21 protein-coding genes are annotated in these 21,516 nt (G+C 71.0%); 6 read left to right on the top strand and 15 right to left on the bottom strand.

Annotated features, from left to right (window positions below):
- Window positions 1–2 precede the first annotated feature (2 nt).
- Window positions 3–848 (bottom strand): SAM-dependent methyltransferase, encoded by an 846-nt coding sequence (locus BJY18_RS21455; protein WP_184781657.1) that lies wholly within the window; start codon window positions 846–848, stop codon window positions 3–5.
- A 38-nt stretch (window positions 849–886) separates the two neighbouring features.
- Window positions 887–1,360: a MarR family winged helix-turn-helix transcriptional regulator gene (locus tag BJY18_RS21450; RefSeq protein ID WP_184781656.1), complete on the bottom strand. Its 474-nt coding sequence runs from the start codon at window positions 1,358–1,360 to the stop codon at window positions 887–889.
- A 195-nt stretch (window positions 1,361–1,555) separates the two neighbouring features.
- On the opposite strand from BJY18_RS21450, the gene BJY18_RS21445 reads away from it, so the two are divergent.
- Window positions 1,556–2,260, top strand: coding sequence for a DUF4383 domain-containing protein (locus BJY18_RS21445; protein WP_184781655.1), 705 nt, complete (start codon window positions 1,556–1,558; stop codon window positions 2,258–2,260).
- A 128-nt stretch (window positions 2,261–2,388) separates the two neighbouring features.
- Here the strand turns inward: BJY18_RS21445 and BJY18_RS21440 are convergent, their stop codons facing one another.
- Together BJY18_RS21440 and BJY18_RS21435 are read right to left on the bottom strand one after the other, a co-directional pair.
- Window positions 2,389–3,741: a class-II fumarase/aspartase family protein gene (locus BJY18_RS21440; protein WP_184781654.1), complete on the bottom strand. Its 1,353-nt coding sequence runs from the start codon at window positions 3,739–3,741 to the stop codon at window positions 2,389–2,391.
- A gap of 131 nt (window positions 3,742–3,872) precedes the next feature.
- Window positions 3,873–4,412, bottom strand: coding sequence for a DinB family protein (locus BJY18_RS21435; protein WP_184781653.1), 540 nt, complete (start codon window positions 4,410–4,412; stop codon window positions 3,873–3,875).
- Between the two features lie 335 nt (window positions 4,413–4,747).
- Here BJY18_RS21435 and BJY18_RS21430 point away from each other — a divergent pair, with 335 nt between their 5' ends.
- Both BJY18_RS21430 and BJY18_RS21425 read left to right on the top strand, forming a co-directional pair.
- The gene (locus tag BJY18_RS21430) at window positions 4,748–5,854 is read left to right on the top strand and encodes a tryptophan dimethylallyltransferase family protein (protein WP_312873915.1); all 1,107 of its coding nucleotides are present in this window, start codon (window positions 4,748–4,750) and stop codon (window positions 5,852–5,854) included.
- 37 nt (window positions 5,855–5,891) lie between these two features.
- Window positions 5,892–7,265, top strand: a complete 1,374-nt coding sequence (locus BJY18_RS21425) for a tryptophanase (protein ID WP_184781651.1) — start codon at window positions 5,892–5,894, stop codon at window positions 7,263–7,265.
- 74 nt (window positions 7,266–7,339) lie between these two features.
- On the opposite strand, the gene BJY18_RS21420 is transcribed toward BJY18_RS21425, so the two are convergent.
- From BJY18_RS21420 to lanKC, 8 genes are all read right to left on the bottom strand, one after another.
- Window positions 7,340–7,930 (bottom strand): GTP-binding protein, encoded by a 591-nt coding sequence (locus tag BJY18_RS21420; protein ID WP_184781650.1) that lies wholly within the window; start codon window positions 7,928–7,930, stop codon window positions 7,340–7,342.
- The gene (locus BJY18_RS21415) at window positions 7,911–8,279 is read right to left on the bottom strand and encodes a DUF742 domain-containing protein (RefSeq protein WP_184781649.1); all 369 of its coding nucleotides are present in this window, start codon (window positions 8,277–8,279) and stop codon (window positions 7,911–7,913) included. Before BJY18_RS21415 ends, BJY18_RS21420 begins: the two co-directional genes overlap by 20 nt.
- Entirely contained in the window at window positions 8,276–8,701 is a 426-nt protein-coding gene (locus BJY18_RS21410; RefSeq protein WP_184781648.1) for a roadblock/LC7 domain-containing protein, read from the bottom strand. The genes BJY18_RS21415 and BJY18_RS21410 overlap by 4 nt, the downstream gene beginning before the upstream one ends.
- A gap of 66 nt (window positions 8,702–8,767) precedes the next feature.
- Window positions 8,768–11,170 carry a sensor histidine kinase gene (locus tag BJY18_RS21405; protein WP_184781647.1) on the bottom strand — a complete coding sequence of 801 codons (2,403 nt, stop codon included), beginning with the start codon at window positions 11,168–11,170 and terminating at the stop codon, window positions 8,768–8,770.
- Window positions 11,171–11,473: 303 nt separating this feature from the next.
- Window positions 11,474–13,219, bottom strand: coding sequence for an ATP-binding cassette domain-containing protein (locus BJY18_RS21400; protein ID WP_184784757.1), 1,746 nt, complete (start codon window positions 13,217–13,219; stop codon window positions 11,474–11,476).
- Window positions 13,220–13,457: 238 nt separating this feature from the next.
- Window positions 13,458–15,113: an ABC transporter ATP-binding protein gene (locus BJY18_RS21395; RefSeq protein WP_184781646.1), complete on the bottom strand. Its 1,656-nt coding sequence runs from the start codon at window positions 15,111–15,113 to the stop codon at window positions 13,458–13,460.
- 87 nt (window positions 15,114–15,200) lie between these two features.
- Window positions 15,201–15,344, bottom strand: a complete 144-nt coding sequence (locus BJY18_RS21390; RefSeq protein ID WP_184781645.1) for a class III lanthipeptide — start codon at window positions 15,342–15,344, stop codon at window positions 15,201–15,203.
- Window positions 15,345–15,375: 31 nt separating this feature from the next.
- Entirely contained in the window at window positions 15,376–17,922 is a 2,547-nt protein-coding gene (gene lanKC / locus BJY18_RS21385) for a class III lanthionine synthetase LanKC (RefSeq protein WP_184781644.1), read from the bottom strand.
- Between the two features lie 394 nt (window positions 17,923–18,316).
- On the opposite strand from lanKC, the gene BJY18_RS21380 reads away from it, so the two are divergent.
- The 3 genes from BJY18_RS21380 to BJY18_RS21370 are packed head-to-tail and all read left to right on the top strand — an operon-like array spanning window position 18,317 to window position 19,492.
- Complete coding sequence (locus BJY18_RS21380) at window positions 18,317–18,682, top strand: hypothetical protein (protein ID WP_184781643.1); 366 nt, start codon at window positions 18,317–18,319, stop codon at window positions 18,680–18,682.
- Window positions 18,683–18,704: 22 nt separating this feature from the next.
- Entirely contained in the window at window positions 18,705–19,085 is a 381-nt protein-coding gene (locus tag BJY18_RS21375) for a hypothetical protein (RefSeq protein WP_312874115.1), read from the top strand.
- Window positions 19,086–19,126: 41 nt separating this feature from the next.
- Window positions 19,127–19,492, top strand: coding sequence for a DUF427 domain-containing protein (locus BJY18_RS21370; RefSeq protein ID WP_184781641.1), 366 nt, complete (start codon window positions 19,127–19,129; stop codon window positions 19,490–19,492).
- Here BJY18_RS21370 and BJY18_RS21365 read toward each other — a convergent pair.
- The 3 genes from BJY18_RS21365 to BJY18_RS21355 are packed head-to-tail and all read right to left on the bottom strand — an operon-like array spanning window position 19,456 to window position 21,403.
- The gene (locus tag BJY18_RS21365; protein ID WP_221457890.1) at window positions 19,456–19,932 is read right to left on the bottom strand and encodes a VOC family protein; all 477 of its coding nucleotides are present in this window, start codon (window positions 19,930–19,932) and stop codon (window positions 19,456–19,458) included. The two genes, BJY18_RS21370 and BJY18_RS21365, sit on opposite strands and share 37 nt — an antisense overlap.
- Window positions 19,925–20,641, bottom strand: a complete 717-nt coding sequence (locus BJY18_RS21360) for an SDR family oxidoreductase (protein WP_184781640.1) — start codon at window positions 20,639–20,641, stop codon at window positions 19,925–19,927. The genes BJY18_RS21365 and BJY18_RS21360 overlap by 8 nt, the downstream gene beginning before the upstream one ends.
- A 12-nt stretch (window positions 20,642–20,653) precedes the next feature.
- Window positions 20,654–21,403, bottom strand: a complete 750-nt coding sequence (locus tag BJY18_RS21355) for a DUF427 domain-containing protein (protein ID WP_221457889.1) — start codon at window positions 21,401–21,403, stop codon at window positions 20,654–20,656.
- Window positions 21,404–21,516: the final 113 nt, after the last annotated feature.

The following is a 21,516-nucleotide window of genomic DNA, read 5'->3' as shown; positions in this document are numbered from 1 at the left end:
CGTCACCGCGGCTTGCGCGCGATCCCGCCGATCACGCGTGACTCCGAGGGGGAGTCCGCGAACACGGTGGCGGCGTCCGGATGGAACGCGGGCGCGTACCCCAGCCCCGGTTCCAGCATCGGCCAGCCGCCGAAGAACCGCTCGAATTCCGTCACGGTGCGCAACACCGCCGGGTTGGTGGTCGACTTGTAGTACTCGACGAGGTCGGCCAGCGCCTGCCTCTCCTCGTCGTCCACCGGGTTCTCGTTGGTCATCTGCGACAGCACCAGCAGCGACCCCGGTGCGAGCTGTTCACGGTAGGTGGCCAGCATCCCGTCCGGATCCTGGTCGTCCTGGATGAAGTGCAGTACCGCGTTGACGATCAGCGCGATCGGCTGCCCGGCGTCGATCACGTCGGAGTCGAGCACCCGTTCCCAGAGGTCACCGGGACGCAGCAGGTCCGCCGCGAGCGCCTGGTGCCGGTCCGGGTCCGCGGTGTCGGCGAGCAGGATTTCCGAATGCGCCAGCGCCACCGCCTCGTTGTCGAGGTAGAGCACGCGCACGTCGTGGTCCGGACGCTCGTCGTCGGCGACCTCGTGCACGTTGCCCGTGGTCGGCAGGCCCGAGCCGAGGTCGACGAACTGCCGGATGCCCTCGCGCACGCACCGGCGGACCGCCCGGCCGAGGAACTGGCGGCTGGTCCGGCAGTAGTCACCGATCAGCGGCAACCGGTTGCGGACCTTCTCGGCGAACTCGCGGTCGACCGCGTAGTGCGTGTTCCCGCCGATGAAGTAGTCGTAGACCCGGGCGGCCGACGGCCGGTCGAGGCTCGCTTCGATCGCCTGCAGTGCGTCGTCTCGTGAATTCATCGCCCGTCCATGCTAGCCACGGCGCGCGGACGCGGAGATCAAGCCGGGGGAAACGACTCCCGATAGGCGTTCACCGACGCGGTCAGCTGGTCCATCGCGGCGCGCATCCGGGTCAACGTCACCGAGTCGAAGCCCATCGCGGCCCCGATGTGCGGCGGGATCCGCTCGGCCCGCGCGCGCAGCGCGGTGCCCGCTTCGGTGAGCCGGATCCGGACGGAGCGCTCGTCGTCGGCCTGCCGCTCGCGGGTCACGAGACCGGACTTCTCCAGCCGCTTCAGCAGCGGCGACAGCGTGCCCGAGTCGAGGTTCAGCGCGGTGCCGAGCTCCTTGACCTGCCGCCCGTCCTCCTCCCACAGCGCCAGCATCACGAGGTACTGCGGATAGGTGAGATCCAGTGGTTCGAGCAGGGTGCGGTACAGCGAGGTGATCGCACGCGACGCCGAGTACAGTCCGAAGCAGAGCTGGTCGTCGAGCAGCAGCGAACCGGTCTCCCCCGGATCCGGGCTGGTCATGGGCTCCTCCTCGCTGGTCGGCCGGTAACCCTCCATCCTCCCGGAAACCCCGCCGGTGTAGCAACTCAAGTGCTCGATATCTCCTCGTGGACAACTTGGTTGCGGGCAATTCTCTTTTCTGCGAGCGGGCCGGCGTTTCGCGCCGGGTCCCGCGGGTATGCCCCGGCGAAACCTTCGCACGGAAGGACCGAAGTCATGACTCGTGCGCGTGAACCCCGCATGCGGGTGGAGGGCCTGCAGCCCGCCCAGGTGCTGACCGCCATCCTCGGGCTCCTCTTCCTCGCCTACGGCATCCTGGGTTTCGTGAAGTCCGGGTTCGGTGATTTCACCGGCCACCACGACGCCGATCTGTGGCGGTTCTCCGCCAACCCGCTGAACAACCTGGTGCACGTGGTGACCGGCGTGATCGGCCTGCTGCTGGCCTTCGGCTCCGGCCGCGCCCGGACGTTCGGCTGGGTGCTGCTCATCGGCTACGGCGTGCTGTTCGTCTGGGGCCTGGTGCTCACCGGCACGATCACCACGAACCCGGTTTCCGGCCTGGGCAACCCGCTGGACCTGCGCACTGCCGACACCTGGCTGCACCTGGGCATCGCGGTTGTCGGCCTGCTGATCGCGGTGCTGCCCGCCCGCCGCCGGGTCCGGCTTCCGGAGGACGACCAGCCGCAGCACGTGGCCGATCCGTCTGCTGCCGGTCAGCCGATGGCCGGTCCGTCTGGGGGCAGTACGTCTGCTGCCGGTTCGCCCACCGCAGGCCCGACCGCTGCCGGTCCGCCTGCCGCCGATGCGCCCGCGGCCGGTCGGTCCGCGGCCCGTCCGCCCGCGGCCGACCCACCCACCGCAGACCTGCCCGCGGCCGATCCGTCCGCCACCGGCCGGCACGGGCGCGGCCTGGCGCACTGAGGCGTTGCCACGACGCGGCCGCCCGATCGTCGGGCGGCCGCGTCATTTCTGTCTCTGCCCGGGCGGAGACATCGCTTCCGGTGGCGCGGTGGAGGTGGAGCGGTCGTGGACGAGGTGAAACGTTCGCATCAGTCGGTCGGTGACGTCAGGGCGCGGTCCACCATGCGGCCGGCCGCGCCGAGGTAGCGCGCGGGGTCCAGCAGGTCGGCGAGGGTCGAGGGGGACAGGACGGTGGTGACCTCCTCCGTGGCGGCCAGGATTTCGGCGAGCGGACGGCCTTCCTCGAACGCGCGGCGGGACACGGCGGTCAGGAGTTCCTTCGCGCGTGCCTTGCCCAGCAGCGGCGTCAGCGTGGCGGAAAGGCGTTCGGAGACGATCAGGCCGTGCGTGCGGTCGACGTTTTCCCGCATCCGGCCCGCGTGTACGCGCAGGCCGGCGGTCAGCTCGGTGGCGGTGTGCGCGGCACCGCCGGTGAGGCGAAGGCATTCGCGCAGCAGCTGCCATTCGGCCTGCCAGGCGCCGGCCGAACGTTCGTCCTCGGCCAGACCGGACTGCGTGACTCCGGCGACGAGCACCGGCACCTGCAGCGCAGCCGAGCGGACCAGCGCGGAGAGCACGGGATTCTGCTTGTGCGGCATGGCCGACGAGCCACCTCCGGCGGCTTCGGTGACCTCGCCGATCTCGGTCCGGGTGAGGACCTGGACGTCGACGGCGATCTTGCCCAGCGCGGTGCTCGTCTGCGCCAGTGCGGCGGCCAGTTCGGCGACCGGCGCGCGGTCGGCGTGCCAGGGGAGAACCGGCGCGGCCAGGCCGGTCTCCGCGGCGAACGCCTCGACGAGCCGTTCCGGGTAGTCCGCGGAGCCGTCGCCGTACTCGACGTACGCGGCGAGTGTGCCCGCGGCGCCGCCGATCGACACCGGCAGCTGCAGGGAACGCAGCTGCCGCAGGGCTTCGAGCACTCCTTGCCGCCAGCCGGCAGCTTTCAGGCCGAACGTGGTGGGTACTGCGTGCGCGGTGAGGGTACGGCCGGGCATCACCGTGTCCCGGTGCGCGCGGGCGAGGCCGGCCAGCGCCTGTGCCGTGGCGTCGAGATCCGCGACGATCAGTTCACGGGTGTTCCGCGCGACCAGCATCATCGCACTGTCCACAATGTCCTGACTGGTCGAGCCGCGGTGCACGTGGTCGGCGTCCTCGGGCACTGCGGCGGACAACGCGCGTACTAGCGCCACCACGGGGTTCGCGGTGGCGCGAGCCTCGCGCGCCAGCCGGACCACGTCCAGCTCACCCGCCAACCGGCGCGCGGCAGCGGTGATCCGCTCCGCGGCGTCCCCGGGCACGGCGCCCAGCCGGGCCTGCGCACGCGCGAGCGCGGCCTCGACCTCCAGCATGGCCACGGCGAACGCGACATCACCGGTCGTCTCCTCGGCCGGCGTGCCGGCTCGCACCGGCGACAGCAGTCCGGAATCAGGGTCGACGCTCATGGTCCTCAGCATCGCACGCGTCCGCCCGCTCGCCGGGCCCACGACCTCGCACAGGCGGGGCGGCGCTCGGTGCCCACTGCCAGGTCGAGTTTGCCGGGTGCGGTGCCGAGTTCGCCGTGCCGGTCGGGTGTTCACCGGCCGACCGATCCGTCGATCGCTTCCCGCAGCAGGTCGGCGTGGCCGAGGTGGCGGGCGTACTCGGTGGTCATGTCCAGCAGCAGCCAGCGCAAGGTGAACGGCTCCCCGGTGATCTTCGAGGTCCCCCGCGCCTCCAGTGACTCCGCCGCGACGGCGATCGCCCGGGCGTGGGCGCATTCCGCGCGCCAGACGGCCAGCGCCTCTTCGGCGTCGCCGTCGAGGGAGTCGAAGTCCTGGTCCGGATCGTCGTCGGTGTAGTAGAGCAGCGGGAGGTCCGCGCCGCCGAACTGGATGCGGAACCACCAGCGTTCCACGCCGGCGAGGTGCCGCGCGAGCCCGTGCAGCGACACGGTGGACGCCGGCACCGCGCGGGCGGACAGCTCCTTCTGTTCGAGACCCGCGCACTTCAGCCCGAACGTCTGCCGATGCCAATCGAGGGTGCTCAGCAAGGTCTCGCGCTCGTCGGCGAGCCGGGGGATCGCCGCGCGCTCGCCGGCGGCGGTGGGCGACAGGTGCCGCGGGATCCGGTCCATGAGGCACAGCGTCGCACCCGGCACCGACAGTTTCCGGAGAACCGGACCTGCCGCCGTGGGTGCAAGGACGACTTCGCGCCCAGGCCAGTGGTCTAGGCCACACGGCGGCGGTGGCCAGTAGCGGTCCGATGCGCCTGTGTCGATGCGGAATTCAGGTGAATCATCGCGGCGGCAGGCACACTCGGACACGGTTTCCGGGCCCGCTCGTCGCTCTGCCGGGGGTATCGCCGGACTAATTTTCCGATTAATCTGTTCGACGGTCCGGGGCGGGTATCCGCTGGGCGGCGCAACGCCGGCTGGGCCGAACGCACTAATGAACGGTGACCTCCTGAGCCATGGTCGGAGCGAGTGTGTCGATGGCTGATGTGTCGATGTATGCCCATACCAGCGGACAACTCGACCGGTTGTGCCGGGCGGTGGGATTCGATCCCGCGGAACGCCGGCACCTGGACCTTCTCCGGGGATTACTCGGAAACGCTGGGGAAATCAGTATTACCGAACCACCGGCGACGGCCTGCAATGTGGCCGACGACACTTCTCCGGTCGAATTCTCGCTCGCCTTCGACGCCGGCGGTGAGTGCGTGGTGCGGGTGCTCGGCGAGGCGGTCGGCAGTCCGCGCCCGCGGGACTTCCTCGACCGGGTGGCCGGCGAGTACGGCCTGGTCACCGACCGGCTGGACGCGGTGGCCGACCTCTTCCTGCCGCACGAGGAGCGCCAGGGCCCGTTCACCCTGTGGTACTCGCTGATCTTCCGGCCCGGCTCACGGCCGCGGATCAAGGTCTACCTGAACCCGCAGATCAGCGGGGCGACCATGGCGGATTCCCTGGTCAGCGAAGGGTTCCGGCGGCTGGGTATCGCCGGCGGCTTCGAGCCGGTGATCGAGAGCGCGCTGCGCCGCGGCGACCGGGACAACTTCACCTTCTTCGCGCTCGACCTCGACGACGGCCCGCTTTCCCGGGTCAAGGTCTACATCTCGCACGAAGCGGCCGAGTCCGAGGATGTGGAACGTGCGGCGGAACTGGTGCCAGGAACCGACCCGGAGCTGATCCGGGAATTCCTCGCCGTGCTCGGCGGGCGCAAGGGCCCGTTCGACGGCAGGCCGCTGGTTTCCAGTTATTCTTTCGTGGAGGGTTCGGGGCAGCGGCCCGGCAACTACAGCCTCTACCTGCCCATTCGCAGTTACGTGCCGGACGACGAGGTGGCCCGCGCCCGCGTGCACGCCATTCTCGCCCAATTCGACGTGGACGGAACTGTTCTCGACAACGCACTCGACGCGGTCTCCAATCGACCGCTGCGGAATGGTGTCGGATTGCTCGCGCACGTGTCTCTGAGAATGGGTGAGTTCGGTTCCGGAATAACCGTCTACCTGTCCTCGGAGGCCTATCAGGTGCTGCCTCCGCGGAAACGCCCGGTGCTCGGCGCACCGGCCGGGCTGCGGTAGTTTCGCCGGCGGTCGAACCAAGTTGGAGGAACAACGCATGCGGACCTTCCCGCCGTACCGCGCCCAAGTCGTGGCGGAAATCCCGATCACCACCCGCGAGCAGCGTGAGCGCGCGCTCGCCGAAGCCGGGTACAACGCCTTCAACCTGCCTGCCGACCAGGTCACCATCGACCTGCTCACGGACTCGGGCACCGGTGCCGTCTCCACCCGGCAGGAGGCCGCCGCGGCGGCGGCGGACCGCTCCTACGCCGGGTCCGCATCGTTCTTTCGCTTCCGCGAGATCCTTGCCGAACTCACCCACTACCCGCACATCCTTCCGGTGCACCAGGGCCGCGCCGCCGAACGCGTGCTGTTCTCCACCGTGCTGGCGCCGGGCAAGATCTCGGTCAGCAACACGCACTTCGACACCACTCGCGCGAACGTCGAGCTGACCGGCGCGGAGGCTCGTGACCTGCCGTGCGCCGAGTTCGCCGACCTCGACAGCCTCGAACCGTTCAAGGGCAACATCGACCTGCCGTCGCTCGAAGCGCTGCTCACCGGTCCGGAGGCCGGCCGGGTCGGGCAGGTCCTGATCACCATCACCAACAACGGCGGTGGCGGCCAGCCGGTGTCCATGGCCAACCTCGCCGCCGCCGCGAAACTCGCCCGCGCGCACGGGGTGCCGGTCTTCCTCGACGCCGCGCGCTTCGCGGAGAACGCGTGGCTGGTGGTGCAACGCGAGCCGGGTTACGCGGGCAAAACCCCTCGTGAGGTCGCCGAAGAAGCGTTCCAGCTCGTCGACGGCTGCGTGGCGAGCCTGAAGAAGGACGGCATCTCGCCGATGGGTGCGTTCATCGGTCTGACCGACCCGGAACTCGCCCAGCGCTGCGAAGGAAACCTCATCGCCACCGAGGGATTCCGCACCTACGGCGGGCTCGGCGCGCACGACCTCGACCGCGTCGCCCAGGGCCTGCGGGAGGTGCTGGACCCGAACTACCTCGCCGCCCGCGCCGGCGAGGCGGCCCGGCTCGCCCGGCTGGCGAACGACGCCGGGGTGGACATCGTGCAGCCCGCCGGGATCCACGCGCTCTACCTCAACGCCGGGCGGCTGCTGCCGCACCTGCCCGCCTCCCGGTTCCCCGGCCACTCGCTGGCCTGTGAGCTGTACCTGGAGGGCGGGATCCGGTGCGTGGAACTGGGTTCGCTCTACCTCGGCACGCTCGACGAGAACCGCGAGCTGGTCACCCCGGCACCGTTCGAGTTGGTGCGCGTGGCGCTGCCGCGGCGGGTCTACAGCCAGGGTCACTACGACTACGTGGCCGAGGTCCTCGCCGACATCGCGAAGAACCCGGAACGGGTGCCCGGCTACCGGATCGTGGACGCGCCGGACTTCCTGCGGCACTTCAACCTGCGCATGGCCCCCGCGGCCTGACCCAGCCCCGAAACGCCGCGAAGGCCTCCTTCAGGGAACCGGATTCCCCGAGGGAGGCCTTCACGCACGAAAGGTCAGGCGGGCTGCGGCACGATCGTCATGGCGTGTTTCACCAGCCGGATCAACGCGATCTTGCTGGAGTCGCGCTGGCGGGCGTCGCACATCACGAGCGGTACCCGGTCCGGCACGACGAGCGCCTCGCGGATCTCGTCGGCGGTGTAGCGCGGCGCGTTGTCGAAGCAGTTCACCGCGACGATGAACGGGATCTTGCGCCGTTCGAAGAAGTCGACCGCGGCGAAGCTGGTCTCCAGCCGACGGGTGTCGACCAGCACGATGGTGCCGATGGCGCCGCGGGCCAGGTCGTCCCACATGAACCAGAAGCGTTCCTGGCCCGGCGTGCCGAACAGGTACAGCACGTGCCGCGGCGAGATGGTGATCCGGCCGAAGTCGAGTGCCACCGTGGTGGTGCTCTTCCGCTCCACACCGGACAGATCGTCGACGCCCGCGCTCGCCTCGGTCAGCACCTCCTCGGTGGACAACGGCGGGATCTCGCTGACCGAGCCGACCATGGTGGTCTTCCCGGCACCGAAACCGCCCGCGATGATGATCTTGACCGGGGTCGGGACCGTGTCCGTTCCCCGGTGCTCAGAGCTTGATGAGTCCATCGAGAACCGCCTGGAGAGTTTCGTGGTCCGGCGCCTGCGCCGGGCGCTGGGAGGGGGCACGGGTGATGACGAGTCCGCGGTCGATCAGATCGCCGCACAGCACCCGGACGACGCCGAGTGGCAGCTTCACGTACACGGCGATCTCGGCGATCGACAACGGACGCCGGCACAGCTGCGTGATCGTCAGGTGCTCCGGCCCGAGCCCGCGGGGCGCGGAGTCCGTCTGCAGGGTCATCACCTGGGTGGACAGGTCGAGCGTGCTGTGCTCGGACGGGGTCCGGCCGCTGGTGATCGTGTAGGGCCGGACCAGGGGGCCGGCCGCCTCGTCGTACCAGTTGTCGTCGCTCACGTGGCCTCCCGCAACAGGTTCGCGGCCTCGCGCGGCGCCGAGGCGAGATAGTCGCCGACCCGCTTGACCAGCCGGTTCATCTCGTAGGCGATCATTTCGACGTCCACGTCGGCACCGGCGAGCACGGCAAGGCAGGCACCCTGCCCCGCGGCCGAGACGAACAGGTAGCCGCGCTCCATCTCGATCATGTTCTGCAGCACCGGACCGCGGTTGAACTGCCTGCTCACCCCCTTGGCGAGACTCTGCAGGCTGGACGCGATGGCGGAGAGCTGATCGGAGTCGTCCTTGCTCATCCCGGCCGATTTGCCGAGCAGCAGCCCGTCGGCGGAGAGCACGATCGCGTTCTGCGCGCCGACGACGCGGTTGACGACGTCGTCGAGCAGCCAGTTGAGGTCGGGTTTGGCGGTCCCGTACTCGTTCATGCGGACAGACCCTGACTTTCGGTTCGTGGCGGTGTGCTCTGTGCAGTATCGCGGTCGCGGGCGGCCTCAGCGGTCATTCGGGCCGCCTCGTGCACGGCGTGTGCCCTTGTGGAACGCAGTGAGCGTGCGGGCGGTGGTCTCCCCGGTGCCCTCGACGTCGACCGCTTCGGCGCCCGGATCGTCCTGCAGCTGGGCGACCAGGTTCTGCTGTGGCTGTCGGCGGGGCAGCCGGGGTCGCTGGTCACCCTGCAGGCGGCTGAGATCCTCTTCGCCCGCGGCGGGTTCCGCGTGCCGCGGTGGGCGTGCGACGGGTTCCGCGGGGCGCGACGGGGCCGCAGCGGAATCCGGTGCGGCCGCCGCGGTCTCCGGGGAAGGCCACGGACGTGCCGGGTACGGCCGGGGCTTGGCGGCGCGAGCCGGTACCCGAGCGGGCAGCGCAGCGGCGGAACCCGGGGATTCCTCCGGTTCGGCGGGGCCGCCCACCGGGGCGAGCACCGGGGTCTCGTCCTCGTGCTCGCCGTCCGGGTGCTCGCCGGCCAGGTGCTGGGACGGGACGAGCACGGTGGCCCTGGTGCCGCCGTAGCGCGAAGGGTCGAAGGTGACCGTGATGCCCAGCCGCGAGGCCAGCCGAGCGACCACGAACAGGCCGAGGCTGGAGTCCGCGCGCAACGCCATCGCGTCGAACTCGGGCGCGTCGGCCATCATCGCGTTCGCCCAGTCCCGCACGCCCTCCTTCATGCCCAGCCCCTGGTCGGACACGTCGACGACGACGCCGCGCGCGACCACCCGGCTGGTCACCTCGACCGGCGAACCGGGCGGGGAGAACGACGTCGCGTTGTCCACCAGTTCGGCGATCAGGTGGATCGTGTCGGCCACCGCCGTCCCGGCGATCGCCACGTCCGGCACCTGCTCGACCTGCACCCGCGAGTACTGCTCGGTCTCGGACACCGCCGCACGCAGGATTTCCATCAGCGTCACCGGCTTGCGCCAGCGCCTGCCGGGCTGCTTGCCGCCGAGGATGATCAGGTTCTCGGTGGTCCGCCGGGCACGCGCGGCGAGGTGGTCGAGCTGGAACAGCGACGCGAGCTGGGTCGAGTTCTCCTCGCGGCTTTCCATCTCGTCGATGATCTGCAGCTGCCGGTGCACCAGCACCTGGTTGCGGTGCGCGATGCCGAGGAACACGTTGTGCACGCCGCTGCGGGCCTTCGCCTCGTCCGCCGCGGCGGTGACCGCGGTCGTCTGCGCGAGGTTGAACGCCTCGGCCACCTGGCCGATCTCGTCGCGGCCGTGGTCGAGTTTCGGCAGTTCGGCGGTCACGTCCACCGGTTCGCCGTTGCGCAGCCTGCTGACGATGCCGGGCAGCCGGTTGCGGGCCAGGTCCAGTGAATCGTTGCGCAGCCGGGCCAGCCGGGTCATCAGCGCCCGGTCGACGAGTGAGCGCGAGACCCGCACCGCGACGATGATCGCGGCCAGCGACGCGAGCAGCACGAGGACACTGCCGATGATCGCGTTGCGCAGCTGCGAGTTGCCGGAGTCGATGGCGGCGGCCGACACCTGGTCGGCCTGTTCGGCGGTGAGCTGGGTCAGCTGGTCCGAGACCTGGGTGGTGAGGGCCTGCCAGTCGGCCGCGCCGACCGGCACGGTGTCGTCGTCGGCCGGCGTCCACGGGCCGTGCTGGATCAGCGCCGTCTCCCCGGCGTTGAGCCGTTGCCACGCATCACTGTCCACGAGCGCGCGGTAGTGCTGCTGGACCGCCGGCTCGAGGAACGGGGCGATCTGGTCCAGCTGCGTGCGGTAGAACCCGGAGAGCCGGGTGAAGGCCGCGAAATCCTCCGGCGAGAAGGAACCGCTCGTCAGCGCGCTGGACACCAGCGAGGTTTCCCTGGACATCAGGTCGCTGGCGCGGAAGAGCGTGGTCGCGGAAATCGCGCCCTGCACTGCCTGGGAGTCCGGCACGACGCGTGCCTGGGTGTCGAACAGCGTCGCGGCCGAGTCGAGCACACCGTTGTAGTAGCTGTTGACCTGTGCGCGATCGATGCTGCGGAAGTTGGCCTGCGAGCGCAGCACCGGCAGCTGGTCGAGCTGGGCGCGCAGCGCGGTGATCTTGGTCGCGATCTCGTCCGGGGCGCTGGAAATGGCGGAGTCGAAGGCGGTCTGCAACCCCTTGAGCTTGCCGTCGGTGTCGCGTTGCTGCTGCTGCAACTGCTGTGGTCCGGCGGCCGTGTTGTCCAGGTACTGCAGGGTGTCCTGGCGTTCCTGCTGCAGTGAGGACAGCGCGGTGAGCGCCGGGATGGACACGTCACGCACGGAGACGGCGACGAGCCGCACGTACAGGCCGTTGATGAAGAAGTACGCCGAGAGCCCGGTCCACAGCACCAGCAGGGTGATGCTCGGGATGAGCACGGTCCGGGTCAGCCTCTTCCGGATCGACTTGTCGTACGCCTTGCCGGGCTCGTCCTTGTTCTGCACGATGATTCATCCTCGGCGAAAGCCGGTAACCCGGCGGGGGAAGGGGGCACGGCGGCGAGTGCCGGTGGTGGTCGTCACATTGTGCTCGACATACCTGCACGACACCCTTCGCGGAGCCACGGAACGGAACAGCCCCGGTTTCTATCACGAAAGAACTCCCTGCGGTGCCGCTGTTCGGGCCCGGCGAGCGCGTCGTGACGATGGTTACCGGGTGTCGCGGGGCCCTTACCGGTGTTTGCTCAGGTACTGGGCCCGGAGCCCGGCCGGCTGGACTGAACGGGTGAAGGTGAATTCGGGGCGAACTCACCGGATCCCACTGACCGAGCAGCCCTCGAGGGGATTCGCCGGCAATGGCTGTGGTGGCTCCGGCAGCCACGCCCGCATCATCTCGGCGTACCGCGGTGCCGCGGCGACGAGTTCGTGGTGCGGGCCGAGCAGGGTCTCGCGTCCGTCGAGCAGAAGCACGCGCTGCGCGCGGACTGCCGACGACAGCCGGTGCGCGATCACGACGAGGCTGCCGCCGCGAGTGGCGAAGGCGCGCTCGGCACGAACCTCGGCTGCTGGGTCCAAAGTGGAGGTTGCCTCGTCGAGGACGACGATGCGGGCGGGCGAGGCGTAGGCCCGCGCGAGTGCGATGAGCTGCGCTTCCCCGGCAGAAAGTCCTTCCGCGCCGTGGCCGAGCTCGGTGTCGAGCCCGCCGAAGCGGGCGAGCAGCGCGGCGGCGCCGACGGCTTCGGCGGCCGCGGTGAGGTGGTGGTCGGGGGCGCCGGGGTGGAAGAGGGCGAGGTTTTCGCGCACGGTCCCGGCGAACACGTAGGCCTGCTGCGGGACGAGGACCAGGTGGCGGGCCCGCTCGGACAGTTCGGTCACGGGAACCCCGCCGAGCCGGACCTGACCGTGCTGGGGCGGCAGCAGACCGGTGAGCAGCCCGGCGAGGGTCGACTTGCCGATCCCGCTCGGGCCCACGACGGCCAGGTGCTCACCCGGACACAGGTCGAGGTTCAGGCCGTTGACCACCGGTTCCGGTGCGGCTCCCCAGCGGAAGGTCAGGGCCCGCACGGTGAGGACGGGCCCGGCGGGAATCCCGCCGGCCGGGCGGGACTCGGGAACGGCGGTGGTCTCGGCGAGCCGGCGCAGCGCGACGAACAGCCGGAGCACGACGGTGGCGACGGTGGCGGCGAGCCCGCGGATCGCCGGTTGCATGGTGGTGGCCAGGTACACGAGCGCGCCGAGGGCAGCACCCGCGGTCAGCTCGCCGCGGGCGACCATGGCCGGGGCCAGTGCGAGCGCGAGCACCAGCGGCGCGAACCCGCCGAGGGAGACGACCAGCGACCGCAGTGCGCTGGAACGGGCGACCCGGACCGCGGCGGCCGCCTGCGCGTCGACGGCCTGGTCGACCTCGAGCGCGGCGACGGGTTCGGCCCCGCAGGCGACGACGTCGCGCACCCCGCCGAGCACCGAGCCGATGGTGGCCGCGGTGCGTTCGTCGGCCAGCGTCAGTGCGCGTTGACGGCGGGCGAGTGACCGCAGCAGCACGGCGAACCCGGCCAGCGCGAGCACGACCGGAACGGCGACGGGCAGGACGAGCGCGCCGGCCACGGTGACCAGCCCGGCGATCGCCGCCGCGGTGGTCACGACCATGCCTCGGGCCTGTACCAGCAGCCCGCCGGTGGCGTCGCGAACCACCTCGACATGCTGGGTGATCCGCGCGACCCCGCTGGCGTCCGGCCCGGTCCGCGGCGGCGTGGGGTCGTGCAGCACACCGCGGACGACGGCGGTCACCAGCGCGTCGCGCAACGGCTCGACGACCGTGCCCAGCTGCCGCCACACGAGCCGGGACCCGACCGCGCCGGCGAGCGCGGCGAGCCCGAACGCCCCGAGCCACGCGACGCCGGGCCCCGGCCGCCCGACGCCGAACCCCCGGTCGACGGCCAGCTCCACGAGCCGTCCGGAGAAGAACGCCGGCAACCCTTCCAGTACGGAACAGGCCAGCAGGACCAGACCGCCACGCCACTGCCCGGCCAGCGCGTTCCAGTAGAGGTGTCGCATCCCGGACGGCGACTTGCGGGCAGTCCGGCCGGGGGGACGTCGGGTGGGTCGGTGTGGCTGGGTGGTCATGGCTGCTCCGTGGTCGCGGAGCGGTGAGCCGGTAGTTGGCACAGTCGGGACCAGGCCGGCAGGACCAGGCCGCCGCGCCACTGTCCGGTCAGTGCGTTCCGGTCAGGGTGCCGCATCCCGGGCGGCGTCTGGCTGGCGGGAGGCAGGGTGGGCCAGCGTGGCTGGGTGATCATGACTCCTCCGTGAAGACGGAGCGGTATCGCGGTAGCTGCCACAGCCGGGCGTGCGGGCCGACTGCGCGGACGTGGCCGGCTTCGAGCCACACCACGAAGTCGGCTCGGGCGGCCATGGCGGCTCGGTGCGTGACGATGATGCGGGTGCGGCGGTGGCCCAGCTCGGCCGTGACGGCGCGTTCGGTGACCGTGTCGAGGCTGGCGGTGGCGTCGTCGAGCAGCAGCACGCGCGGGTTGCGCGCGAGTGCGCGGGCGAGGCCGACCCGCGCGGCTTCTCCGCCGGACAGCGGGGTTTCGGCCATCGGAGTCCGGTAGCCCTGCGGCAGGCGGGCGATGGCGTCGTGAATGCGGGCGGTGCGGCAGGCCACGCCGAGTGCCGGGGCGGCTGCCCATGATCCGTAGCCCACGGCGTCGGCGACCGTCTCGCCCAGCAACGCGGGCTGATCGGAGGCGTACGCGATGCGGGCCCGCAGCTCGTCCGGGCGCAGCACGGTGAGGTCGCGTCCGTCCAGCAGCGCCTGCCCGGCGCCGGGGCGACGCAACCCGGCCAGCAGATCGACCACAGTGGACTTACCCGACCCGGAGCTGCCCACCACCGCGGTGAACGATCCGCCGGGAATGGTGAGGTCGACGTCGGTGAGCGCACCGTCCACGGTGACACCGCGCAGCTCCAGCGTGCCGTTTCCCCGCAACGGACCGAGTTCGCCGGGCGCCGGAACGTCGGTGTCGAGGACCTCGGTGATCCGCTGCGCGGCCGAACGAACCCGCGACAACGTGGTGAGCAACGGAATCTGCGTGACCAGACCGAGGCCGAGCGCGACATAACCGAGCGCGGCCAGTACATCGCCGGTGCTCAGCCGCCCGGCCAGTACGCCGAAACCGGCCGCGGTCAGCGTGGCGAGTTCCACCGCCGGCAGCAGCAGACCCGCGCGCCAGACCATCCGCGCTTGCGTCCGCCACATGCCGCGCCCGGCCACGTTCAGCCGCGGCAACGGACGCAGCACCCGCGCCGCCTCCGCCTCCGCGGTGCCGGACGCGGCGATCGTCCGCAACCCGGTGACCGCGTCCAGCAGGCGGGCCCCCAGCTCACCGGAAACCCGTTGGTAGGTCAGTACATCATCGGCGGTACCGCGCAGATGGGACCGCGCCAGCAGCAAGGCGAACGGGACACTGACCAGGAACACCAGCGCCAACCGCCAGTCCAGCACGGCCAGCAGCACCACCGCGCCGGAGGACAGCACTCCGGTCGACACCAGCTGCACCGACACCGCCGAAACCCGGCCTGCCATCGCGCAGTCGCCGGACACCCGGCTCACCGCGTCCCCCGCGGCGAACGGCGAGCCGACCCCGAGCGCGAGCAGGCGATCGGTCACGCGCCGGCGCAGCCACGCACTCGCGTCGCTGGTCAGCCGCGCGGGCAGCACCACTCCGGCCGCGTCCGCGATGATCTCCGCGCCACCCACGGCGAGCAGCCACAGCACGGCGGCGGTGCTGTTCCGGCCGCCGAGCACCGCGTCCGTGGCCGCCGCCAGCGCGCCCGGAAGCAGCAGGCCGGCCCCCGTGGAGACCAGCGAGGCCACGACGACCGCGGCCAGCCGGGGACGGTCGAGCAGGGCGACCGAGCGCAGCAGTCGATCGGCGGATCCGGCCATGTCGCTTCCCCTCGGTGCGCCTCGCCGGGGCAGAATGACGGACGGGAGCGGCGCACTTGGCCTGCGCCGCTCCCGTCCCCTTCCGGTTCAGTCGCAGAGAAGCAGACTGAGCCCGCTGTAACCACAGTGCAGACTCAGGTGACTGTGGTCGTGGCCGTGGTGGTCGAGTCCGTCGTGCCCCTCGAGTGCTTCAGGGGTCTCCAGGGCCTGCAGTTCCAGAACGTGTTCCATGATGTTCCCTTCTCTCGGAGTCCACCGGCGCTCAGCGGCCGGGGGTGTGCGGGGACGCCACGGTGCCCAGGAAGGGCAGCAGTTCCGTGCCGTCCAGGAGTGCGGCGAGCGTGCGGAGGACCCCCGCGCTGCCGGTGCTGACGTCGGTCGACAGGCGCAGCAGCTGGTTGCCGGGAAAGGCCAGCCCGCCGCGGAACGGCACGGCGTGCCAGGAAAGCCGCGCCAGGTGCAGGTCGATCGCCTCCCGGGCCCGCCGGTCCGGTTCGGCGGCCGCCGCCAGCGCGGCGGCCAGCCCGCACCGGCCGTACAGCAGGCCGGGATGGATCACGAACTCCCCGCGGCACGCCTCCCGCAACGCGGGCAGGCTCCGGCACACCCGCGCTTGCGGGCGGTGCCGGGCCAGCTGCTCGGCGACCAGCAGGATTCCGGCACTGCCGATCCCGGCGTAGGGCAGCATGCGCCGCATGCCGTCGCGGACCTGCAGTGAGCCGTCGTCCGCCGCGACGCATTCCTCCAGATCACGGTCCAGCGCCTGCTCGGCGAACGCCAGCCACGCCGTTTCCCCGGTCCGCTCGTACAGCCGCAGGAACAGCAGCGCCGGTCCGGACCAGCCGTTCAACAGCCCGGCCCTGGCGAAGCGACCCGGCGGCGCCGCGGTCTCCAGTGCGTCGGCCAGCCGCACCGCGATGTCCAGCGCCTGACGTCCGGACTCGTTGTCGCCGCGGCCGGTCGCCAGGTGCAGCCGGGTGAGGCCGATCCCGGCCAGCCCGCCTTCGAAGCCGTGGTCGGTGGTCTGCTCGACCAGCGCCTGCGAAGCGGCGAGCAGCCGGTCGGCCTCCTCGGAGTAGCCGAATTCCTCGAGCACGTAGGCGATGCCGTGGCTGCCGTCGAAGAAGCCCGGTCGCGTGGGAGGTTCCCGGCGGACCGCGGTCAGCAGCCACTGTTCGTGTTCGGGATAACGGCCGGCGCCGGCGACGTGCAGCGAGTGCAGCACTCCCGCGGCACCGACGCCGAAGTTCGCGCCACCCGAGCGGAACTGCTCGATGTCGCCGGGGAACAGCCGGTCGGCGCGGTCCGGCGTCGCGCTCGCGAGCACGCCTTCGGCGATCTGCTTGCGCACCAGCGACCAGTCGGGCCGGTCCTCGTCCAGCTCGGTGCGCGTCGTGGCGGGCGGATCGGTGCGGGGAGAGAGCACGGAGACCAGGCCGTCGGTGTAGCCGGCGGGCAGGTGGAACCGCTTCCCGGCGAAGTCCGCGACGCCGCGGAGCTTCCCCGGCGCCAGCTCCAGCAGCATGACCAGCGGAAGGAACAGCCACAGCCGCAGCGCCGCCAGCGCGTGCTCGTCGATCTCGAACCCGCTGCGGTCGGCCGGTGCGCGGAACCCCGGTGCGCCGAGTCCCGGCCGGTCCCCGGAGCCGGCGTCGAAGGCCATCTCGAAGTCGATCAGCGAGACCACGTCCTGGTCGTCCACCAGGATGTTCTGCCCGTGCAGATCCCCGAACACGATCCCGCGCCGGTGGATCTCCGCGAGCAGGGCCTCCACCTGGGCCAGTACGGACAACGCCCGCTCGCGGTAGGCCAGCAGGCCGGCTTCGGTGCGTGAACTGTGCGTGAGCGGGTAGTGCCGGGCCAGCCAGCTGCCCAGCGACCTGCCGGGCAGGTACTGCATGGCCAGGTAGTGGTGCTCCCACACGAGGAACCTCTCGTGCACCCGCGGTACGCCCGGAATGCCCGCCAGCCGGTCGAGGATCTCGTGCTCGTGGCGCAGCCGGGTGACCGCGTCGGCGCCGGTGCGGTCGATCCCGGCGTGCGGCCGGGCCTCCTTCAGCACCACCGGCTCGCCGCCGGCCTCGCTTTCGGCCAGGTACACGCCGCCGCCGTTGGAGAAGTGCAGCGAGCCGGTCACCCGGTACGGGAACCGGGGGCCGTCACCGCGCGCGGCCAGGCTTTCGGACAGGCACTCCGGAATCGGCACCCAATCCGGCACCGAAAACGTGGGCTCCCGCCGGTCCGGCACCAGCGTGCCGTCCGGACGGCGGATCGCGAGCACCCTGGTCCCGCCGTGTTCGGTCCACTGTTCGGCGAATCCGCCGTAACGCAGGTAAAGCGGTCCTTCGCGGTAGCGCAGATCGCTCAGGATATAGGCGCCGTGCTCGCCTGCCAGCGTGGTTGAAAGCTCATCCAGAATCCGACTCAACGCCTGCTCGTCGTCCGGGTAAATGGTGATCAGCTTGCCGCTTCCGGCGCGGGACGCGTATTTCGAATTGCGTGCCAGCAGGATCGCCCGGGAGCGCAGGTGCTTGTACGCCACCTGGTGCGCGAGACAGTACGCGTGCACCCGTGCGAGGACGCGATCGGCGTTGTCCATCCCGGCGGACACGTGGATTTTCCAGCCCTGCTCGGGAAGATCCCGGTCCCGCGGGTGCAGGACGCGCCAGATCCCGCGGGTCCCCACCGTCCACATCGGTCCCGGTGCGGGCAGGTCCGTCGCCAGGTCGTCGGCCGGGCCGGGATCGTCCCGCTGTTCGTCGAAGAACAGTGGGTCGGCGAAGCAGAATGCCTCGTAGCGGACATCCATGGAAAGGGCCCCTCTGCGTTTCGGTGAAACGCCGTCCGGCCGATGTCGGGCGGTAACTCCATTCCCGCACGGTGGGGGTGTCGCGGCCAATCCGCCATCCCGGGGGTTCGGCTCCGCTGATCAGGGGCGGGGGTGATGGTGTGCGAGCGTCTTTCCGGGAACCCTGCGTGATTTATTACCACTCGGTCGAGCTGTAACGCTGGTCGTTTACTCCGCGCAATGCGCGTGGAGCAGCGGAAACCCGGGACAATTGGCAGAATGTCATCAACCCATTCCGGTGAACCCATTCGCACGCACCGTTCCCGGTGGCCCCGGCCACCCGGACCGACCTCGCTCGTCCGGGGCCACGGTGGTGGCGGGTAGGTTTGGGCCGGGCAGGAAGAAGGAGGAACGGGTGATCTTCGGGTTCGCGGTAGCGGTGGCGGGTTGCGCCCTGCTCGTCGCGGTGTGGAGCTTCACGCAGTCGGTGCGCGACCGGCTCCCGGACACCCCGTTGCTCGTCGCGCTCGCCGTGCTGGAGCTGCTGCTGGTCGCCCAGCTGGTGATCGGCGTGGTGCTGCTGGTGTCCGGACAGCGGCCGGGCAGCATCGCCACCTACCTGGCCTATCTGATCGGCTGCCTGGTCGTGCTGCCGGCCGGTGCGGCATGGGCGCTGGCCGAGCGGAGCCGGTCGAGCACGGTCGTGCTCGGTATCGCCTGCCTGGCCATCCCGGTGATGGTGCTGCGACTGAACGAGGTGTGGAGTGGAGCAAGCGCGTAGGACGGCCACCGGGCCCGGGCGGATCCTGGTCGCGGTGTATGCGATCTTCGCGCTCGCCGCGACCTCGCGGGCGGGCGTGCAGATCGGCACGAAGTTCCACGAGGCCCCGCTGGCCTACCTGCTCTCCGCGTTCGCCGCGGTGGTCTACATCCTGGCGACCGTCGCGCTCGCCCGCGGCGGCGAGCGGTGGTGGCGGATCGCGCTGTTCTCCTGCAGCATCGAGCTGCTCGGTGTGCTGGCGGTCGGCACGCTCAGCATCTTCGACCGCCAGGCGTTCCCGGATGCCACGGTGTGGTCGGTCTACGGCCAGGGGTACCTGTTCATCCCGCTGGTGCTGCCGGTGATCGGGCTGTTCTGGCTGCGCCGCACCGCGCCGGGGCACGCCGCGGCCGAACGCGCCTAGGCTGGGTGGTGGCGCACGCCCGTGCGCGGAGGAGGACACCGATGCCGAAGCAGAAGACCCCCGGGCCGGACCATCCGATCACGGTCGAGCCGAACCCCGCGCGCGTCGTGGTCAGGGCCGGCGACCGGATCGTCGCCGAGACCACCCGCGCTCAGGTGCTGCGCGAGGCGAACTATCCGCCGGTGCAGTACATCCCGCTCGAGGACGTGGACGCCGCGGTGCTCAGCCGCACCGACCACCACACCTACTGCCCGTACAAGGGTGACGCCGGCTATTTCAGCCTCGCCGGGATCTCCGACGGCACCAACGCCGTGTGGATCTACGAGACGCCCTACGACGCGGTCGCCCCGATCAAGAACCACGTGGCCTTCTACCCGGGCCGGGTCTCGGTCGAGGAAACCGCCTGACCGAAGCCGCGTTCCTGCACGGTCCAGGTGTTGCCGTCCGGGTCGGCGAAGGTGAACAGGCTGGCATAGTCGCGCCGGTCGGGTGCGGGGCCGGGGGCGAGGTCGCCACGCCAGTCGTCCACCGGAGCCTTGTGCCGGATCGGGCCGGTCGGCACGTCCCGCGCGGTCAGCTCGCGATGCGCGGCCTCGATGTCCGGCACCACCAGGTAGGTCGCGCGGGACGTGCCCGGCTCGGCGTCGGTGAGGCCCACGCCGAACTGCACCGAAGCCGCCGAGCCCGGCGGCGTGACCTGCACGACGCGGAAGCCGGGGTCCGGACGGTAGTCCACGTCGAGGGTGAAGCCGGCCTGTTCGGTGTAGAACCGCAGCGCGCGGTCGGCGTCGGCGACTGGAAGAGTCAGCACCTCGATCCGGTACGCCGCCACGGGCGACTCAGACAAGGGACTCACCGCCGTCCACGGACAGCGAGACGCCGGTGGTGAACGTGCTGGTGAGCGCGAAGAGCACGGCGTCGGCGACCTCGTCGGAGCGGCCGACGCGGTGTGCCGGTGTGTCGGCTTCGCGGGCGGCGAAGAGTTCGGCCTTGCGCTGGTCGCCGAGGCCGTCGTAGGCGCCGGTGTCGATGGTGCCGGGGGAGACGGCGTTGACGCGGATCGGGGCCAGCTCGACCGCGAGGCCGCGGGTGAGTGCGTCGACGGCGGCGTTCGTCGCGCCCACCGCCAGCATGCCGGGCATGACCTTGCGTGCGGAGGCGCCGGAGAAGAAGACGAACGAACCGCCTTCCGGCATTCGGGGCGCGAGGTGCTTCGCCAGCAGGATCGGGCCGACGACCTTGGTGTCGAAGGAACTCAGCACCCTGTCGTGGGCCAGATCGCCCACCGCGCCGCGGGCGCGGGCCGAGGCGGTGGAGACCACATGGTCGATCGTGCCGAGCCGCTCGGCCAGCGCGGCGACGCTCGCCTCGTCGGTGAGATCGACCCGTTCGGCCGTCACGCGGGGGTCGGAGTAGGCCTCGGCGAGCGCGTCGGGGTCGCGTCCGGCCACCACGACGGTGCCTCCGGCGTCGAACACGGACAGCGTGACCGCGTGCGCGATCCCGCTGCCGCGGCCGATCACCAGGACTTTGCGGTCTTTCAACGATACGGGCATGTCGGTTTCTCCTCAGCGGGTGCGAAGTTCTTCGGGGTCGAGGCCGCGGTCGATGCCGTGCGCCACCACCGTCTGGCCGGGTTCGAGGGTGAGGCGGCACCCGTCCAGGGTCACCTCGACGTGGTCCGGTTCGAAGGAAACCCAGTCCGCGACCGCGTCGACCTCGGGCCACGCCTCGGCGTAGACCCACGCCGCACGCGGGTGCTCACCGATGTCGTAGTAGTCGGCCAATCCCTTGTACGGGCAGAAAGTCTGACCTTCGACCGGCTTCAGCGCGGTCTCGTCGATGTCCTCGCGCGGGAGGTACCACCGGGGCGCGAAGCCGGACTCGTAGAGCACGAACGGCCGGTGGGTCTCGGCGATGAGCCGGTCGCCGTCGCGGACGACGAGGTGCCGCGACGTCCGGCGGATGTCGATGCGGTGGTACTGGTCGGCCGCGTGCCCGACGATGCGTTCGTCCTCCTCGTAGAAGGCCTCCATGGCGCGCCAGGCGAAAGCGACCCGGTCCCGCAGGACGTCCGCGTACGCCGGGAGCCCGGTGTACTGCCACGCCGCGCGTGGTGCTTCCTGCCCTCCGCTTCGCACGGTGAACCACGCGGTGGCACCGAATTCGCGGTGGTTGGTGCTCCGGCCCTCCGGCTGCAGAACGCCTTCGGCCACGTCGGCGACCGGGAAGTAGGCGACCGGGTAGCGGCCCGGTTCGTGCAGCAGCACGACGTCCTCGCTGTCAGCCACCCACTGCCCGCCGAGCTTCACGCGCATCCGGCGGCGCAGCGGTTCGGCGAACGGAATCCGTTCGCCGAAGCGGTTGCGCGGTCAGAAACTGACCCACGGCCTTGTTCCCCAGCGGTCCTTGTTGCCGGCTCAAACCCATG

The sequence above is a fragment of the Amycolatopsis jiangsuensis genome (assembly GCF_014204865.1).
Classification (GTDB): domain Bacteria; phylum Actinomycetota; class Actinomycetes; order Mycobacteriales; family Pseudonocardiaceae; genus Amycolatopsis; species Amycolatopsis jiangsuensis.
This window is presented reverse-complemented; position numbering and strand designations above follow the sequence as displayed.

Bases quoted from the DNA above. Each gene is read 5' to 3' on its own strand.
- BJY18_RS21455 (WP_184781657.1), bottom strand. From the start codon at position 848: ATGAATTCACGAGACGACGCACTGCAGGCGATCGAAGCGAGCCTCGAC.
- BJY18_RS21450 (WP_184781656.1), bottom strand. From the start codon at position 1,360: ATGACCAGCCCGGATCCGGGGGAGACCGGTTCGCTGCTGCTCGACGAC.
- BJY18_RS21445 (WP_184781655.1), top strand. From the start codon at position 1,556: ATGACTCGTGCGCGTGAACCCCGCATGCGGGTGGAGGGCCTGCAGCCC.
- BJY18_RS21440 (WP_184781654.1), bottom strand. From the start codon at position 3,741: ATGAGCGTCGACCCTGATTCCGGACTGCTGTCGCCGGTGCGAGCCGGC.
- BJY18_RS21435 (WP_184781653.1), bottom strand. From the start codon at position 4,412: ATGGACCGGATCCCGCGGCACCTGTCGCCCACCGCCGCCGGCGAGCGC.
- BJY18_RS21430 (WP_312873915.1), top strand. From the start codon at position 4,748: ATGGTCGGAGCGAGTGTGTCGATGGCTGATGTGTCGATGTATGCCCAT.
- BJY18_RS21425 (WP_184781651.1), top strand. From the start codon at position 5,892: ATGCGGACCTTCCCGCCGTACCGCGCCCAAGTCGTGGCGGAAATCCCG.
- BJY18_RS21420 (WP_184781650.1), bottom strand. From the start codon at position 7,930: ATGGACTCATCAAGCTCTGAGCACCGGGGAACGGACACGGTCCCGACC.
- BJY18_RS21410 (WP_184781648.1), bottom strand. From the start codon at position 8,701: ATGAACGAGTACGGGACCGCCAAACCCGACCTCAACTGGCTGCTCGAC.
- BJY18_RS21400 (WP_184784757.1), bottom strand. From the start codon at position 13,219: ATGCGACACCTCTACTGGAACGCGCTGGCCGGGCAGTGGCGTGGCGGT.
- BJY18_RS21395 (WP_184781646.1), bottom strand. From the start codon at position 15,113: ATGGCCGGATCCGCCGATCGACTGCTGCGCTCGGTCGCCCTGCTCGAC.
- BJY18_RS21390 (WP_184781645.1), bottom strand. From the start codon at position 15,344: ATGGAACACGTTCTGGAACTGCAGGCCCTGGAGACCCCTGAAGCACTC.
- lanKC (WP_184781644.1), bottom strand. From the start codon at position 17,922: ATGGATGTCCGCTACGAGGCATTCTGCTTCGCCGACCCACTGTTCTTC.
- BJY18_RS21370 (WP_184781641.1), top strand. From the start codon at position 19,127: ATGCCGAAGCAGAAGACCCCCGGGCCGGACCATCCGATCACGGTCGAG.
- BJY18_RS21360 (WP_184781640.1), bottom strand. From the start codon at position 20,641: ATGCCCGTATCGTTGAAAGACCGCAAAGTCCTGGTGATCGGCCGCGGC.
- BJY18_RS21355 (WP_221457889.1), bottom strand. From the start codon at position 21,403: ATGCGCGTGAAGCTCGGCGGGCAGTGGGTGGCTGACAGCGAGGACGTC.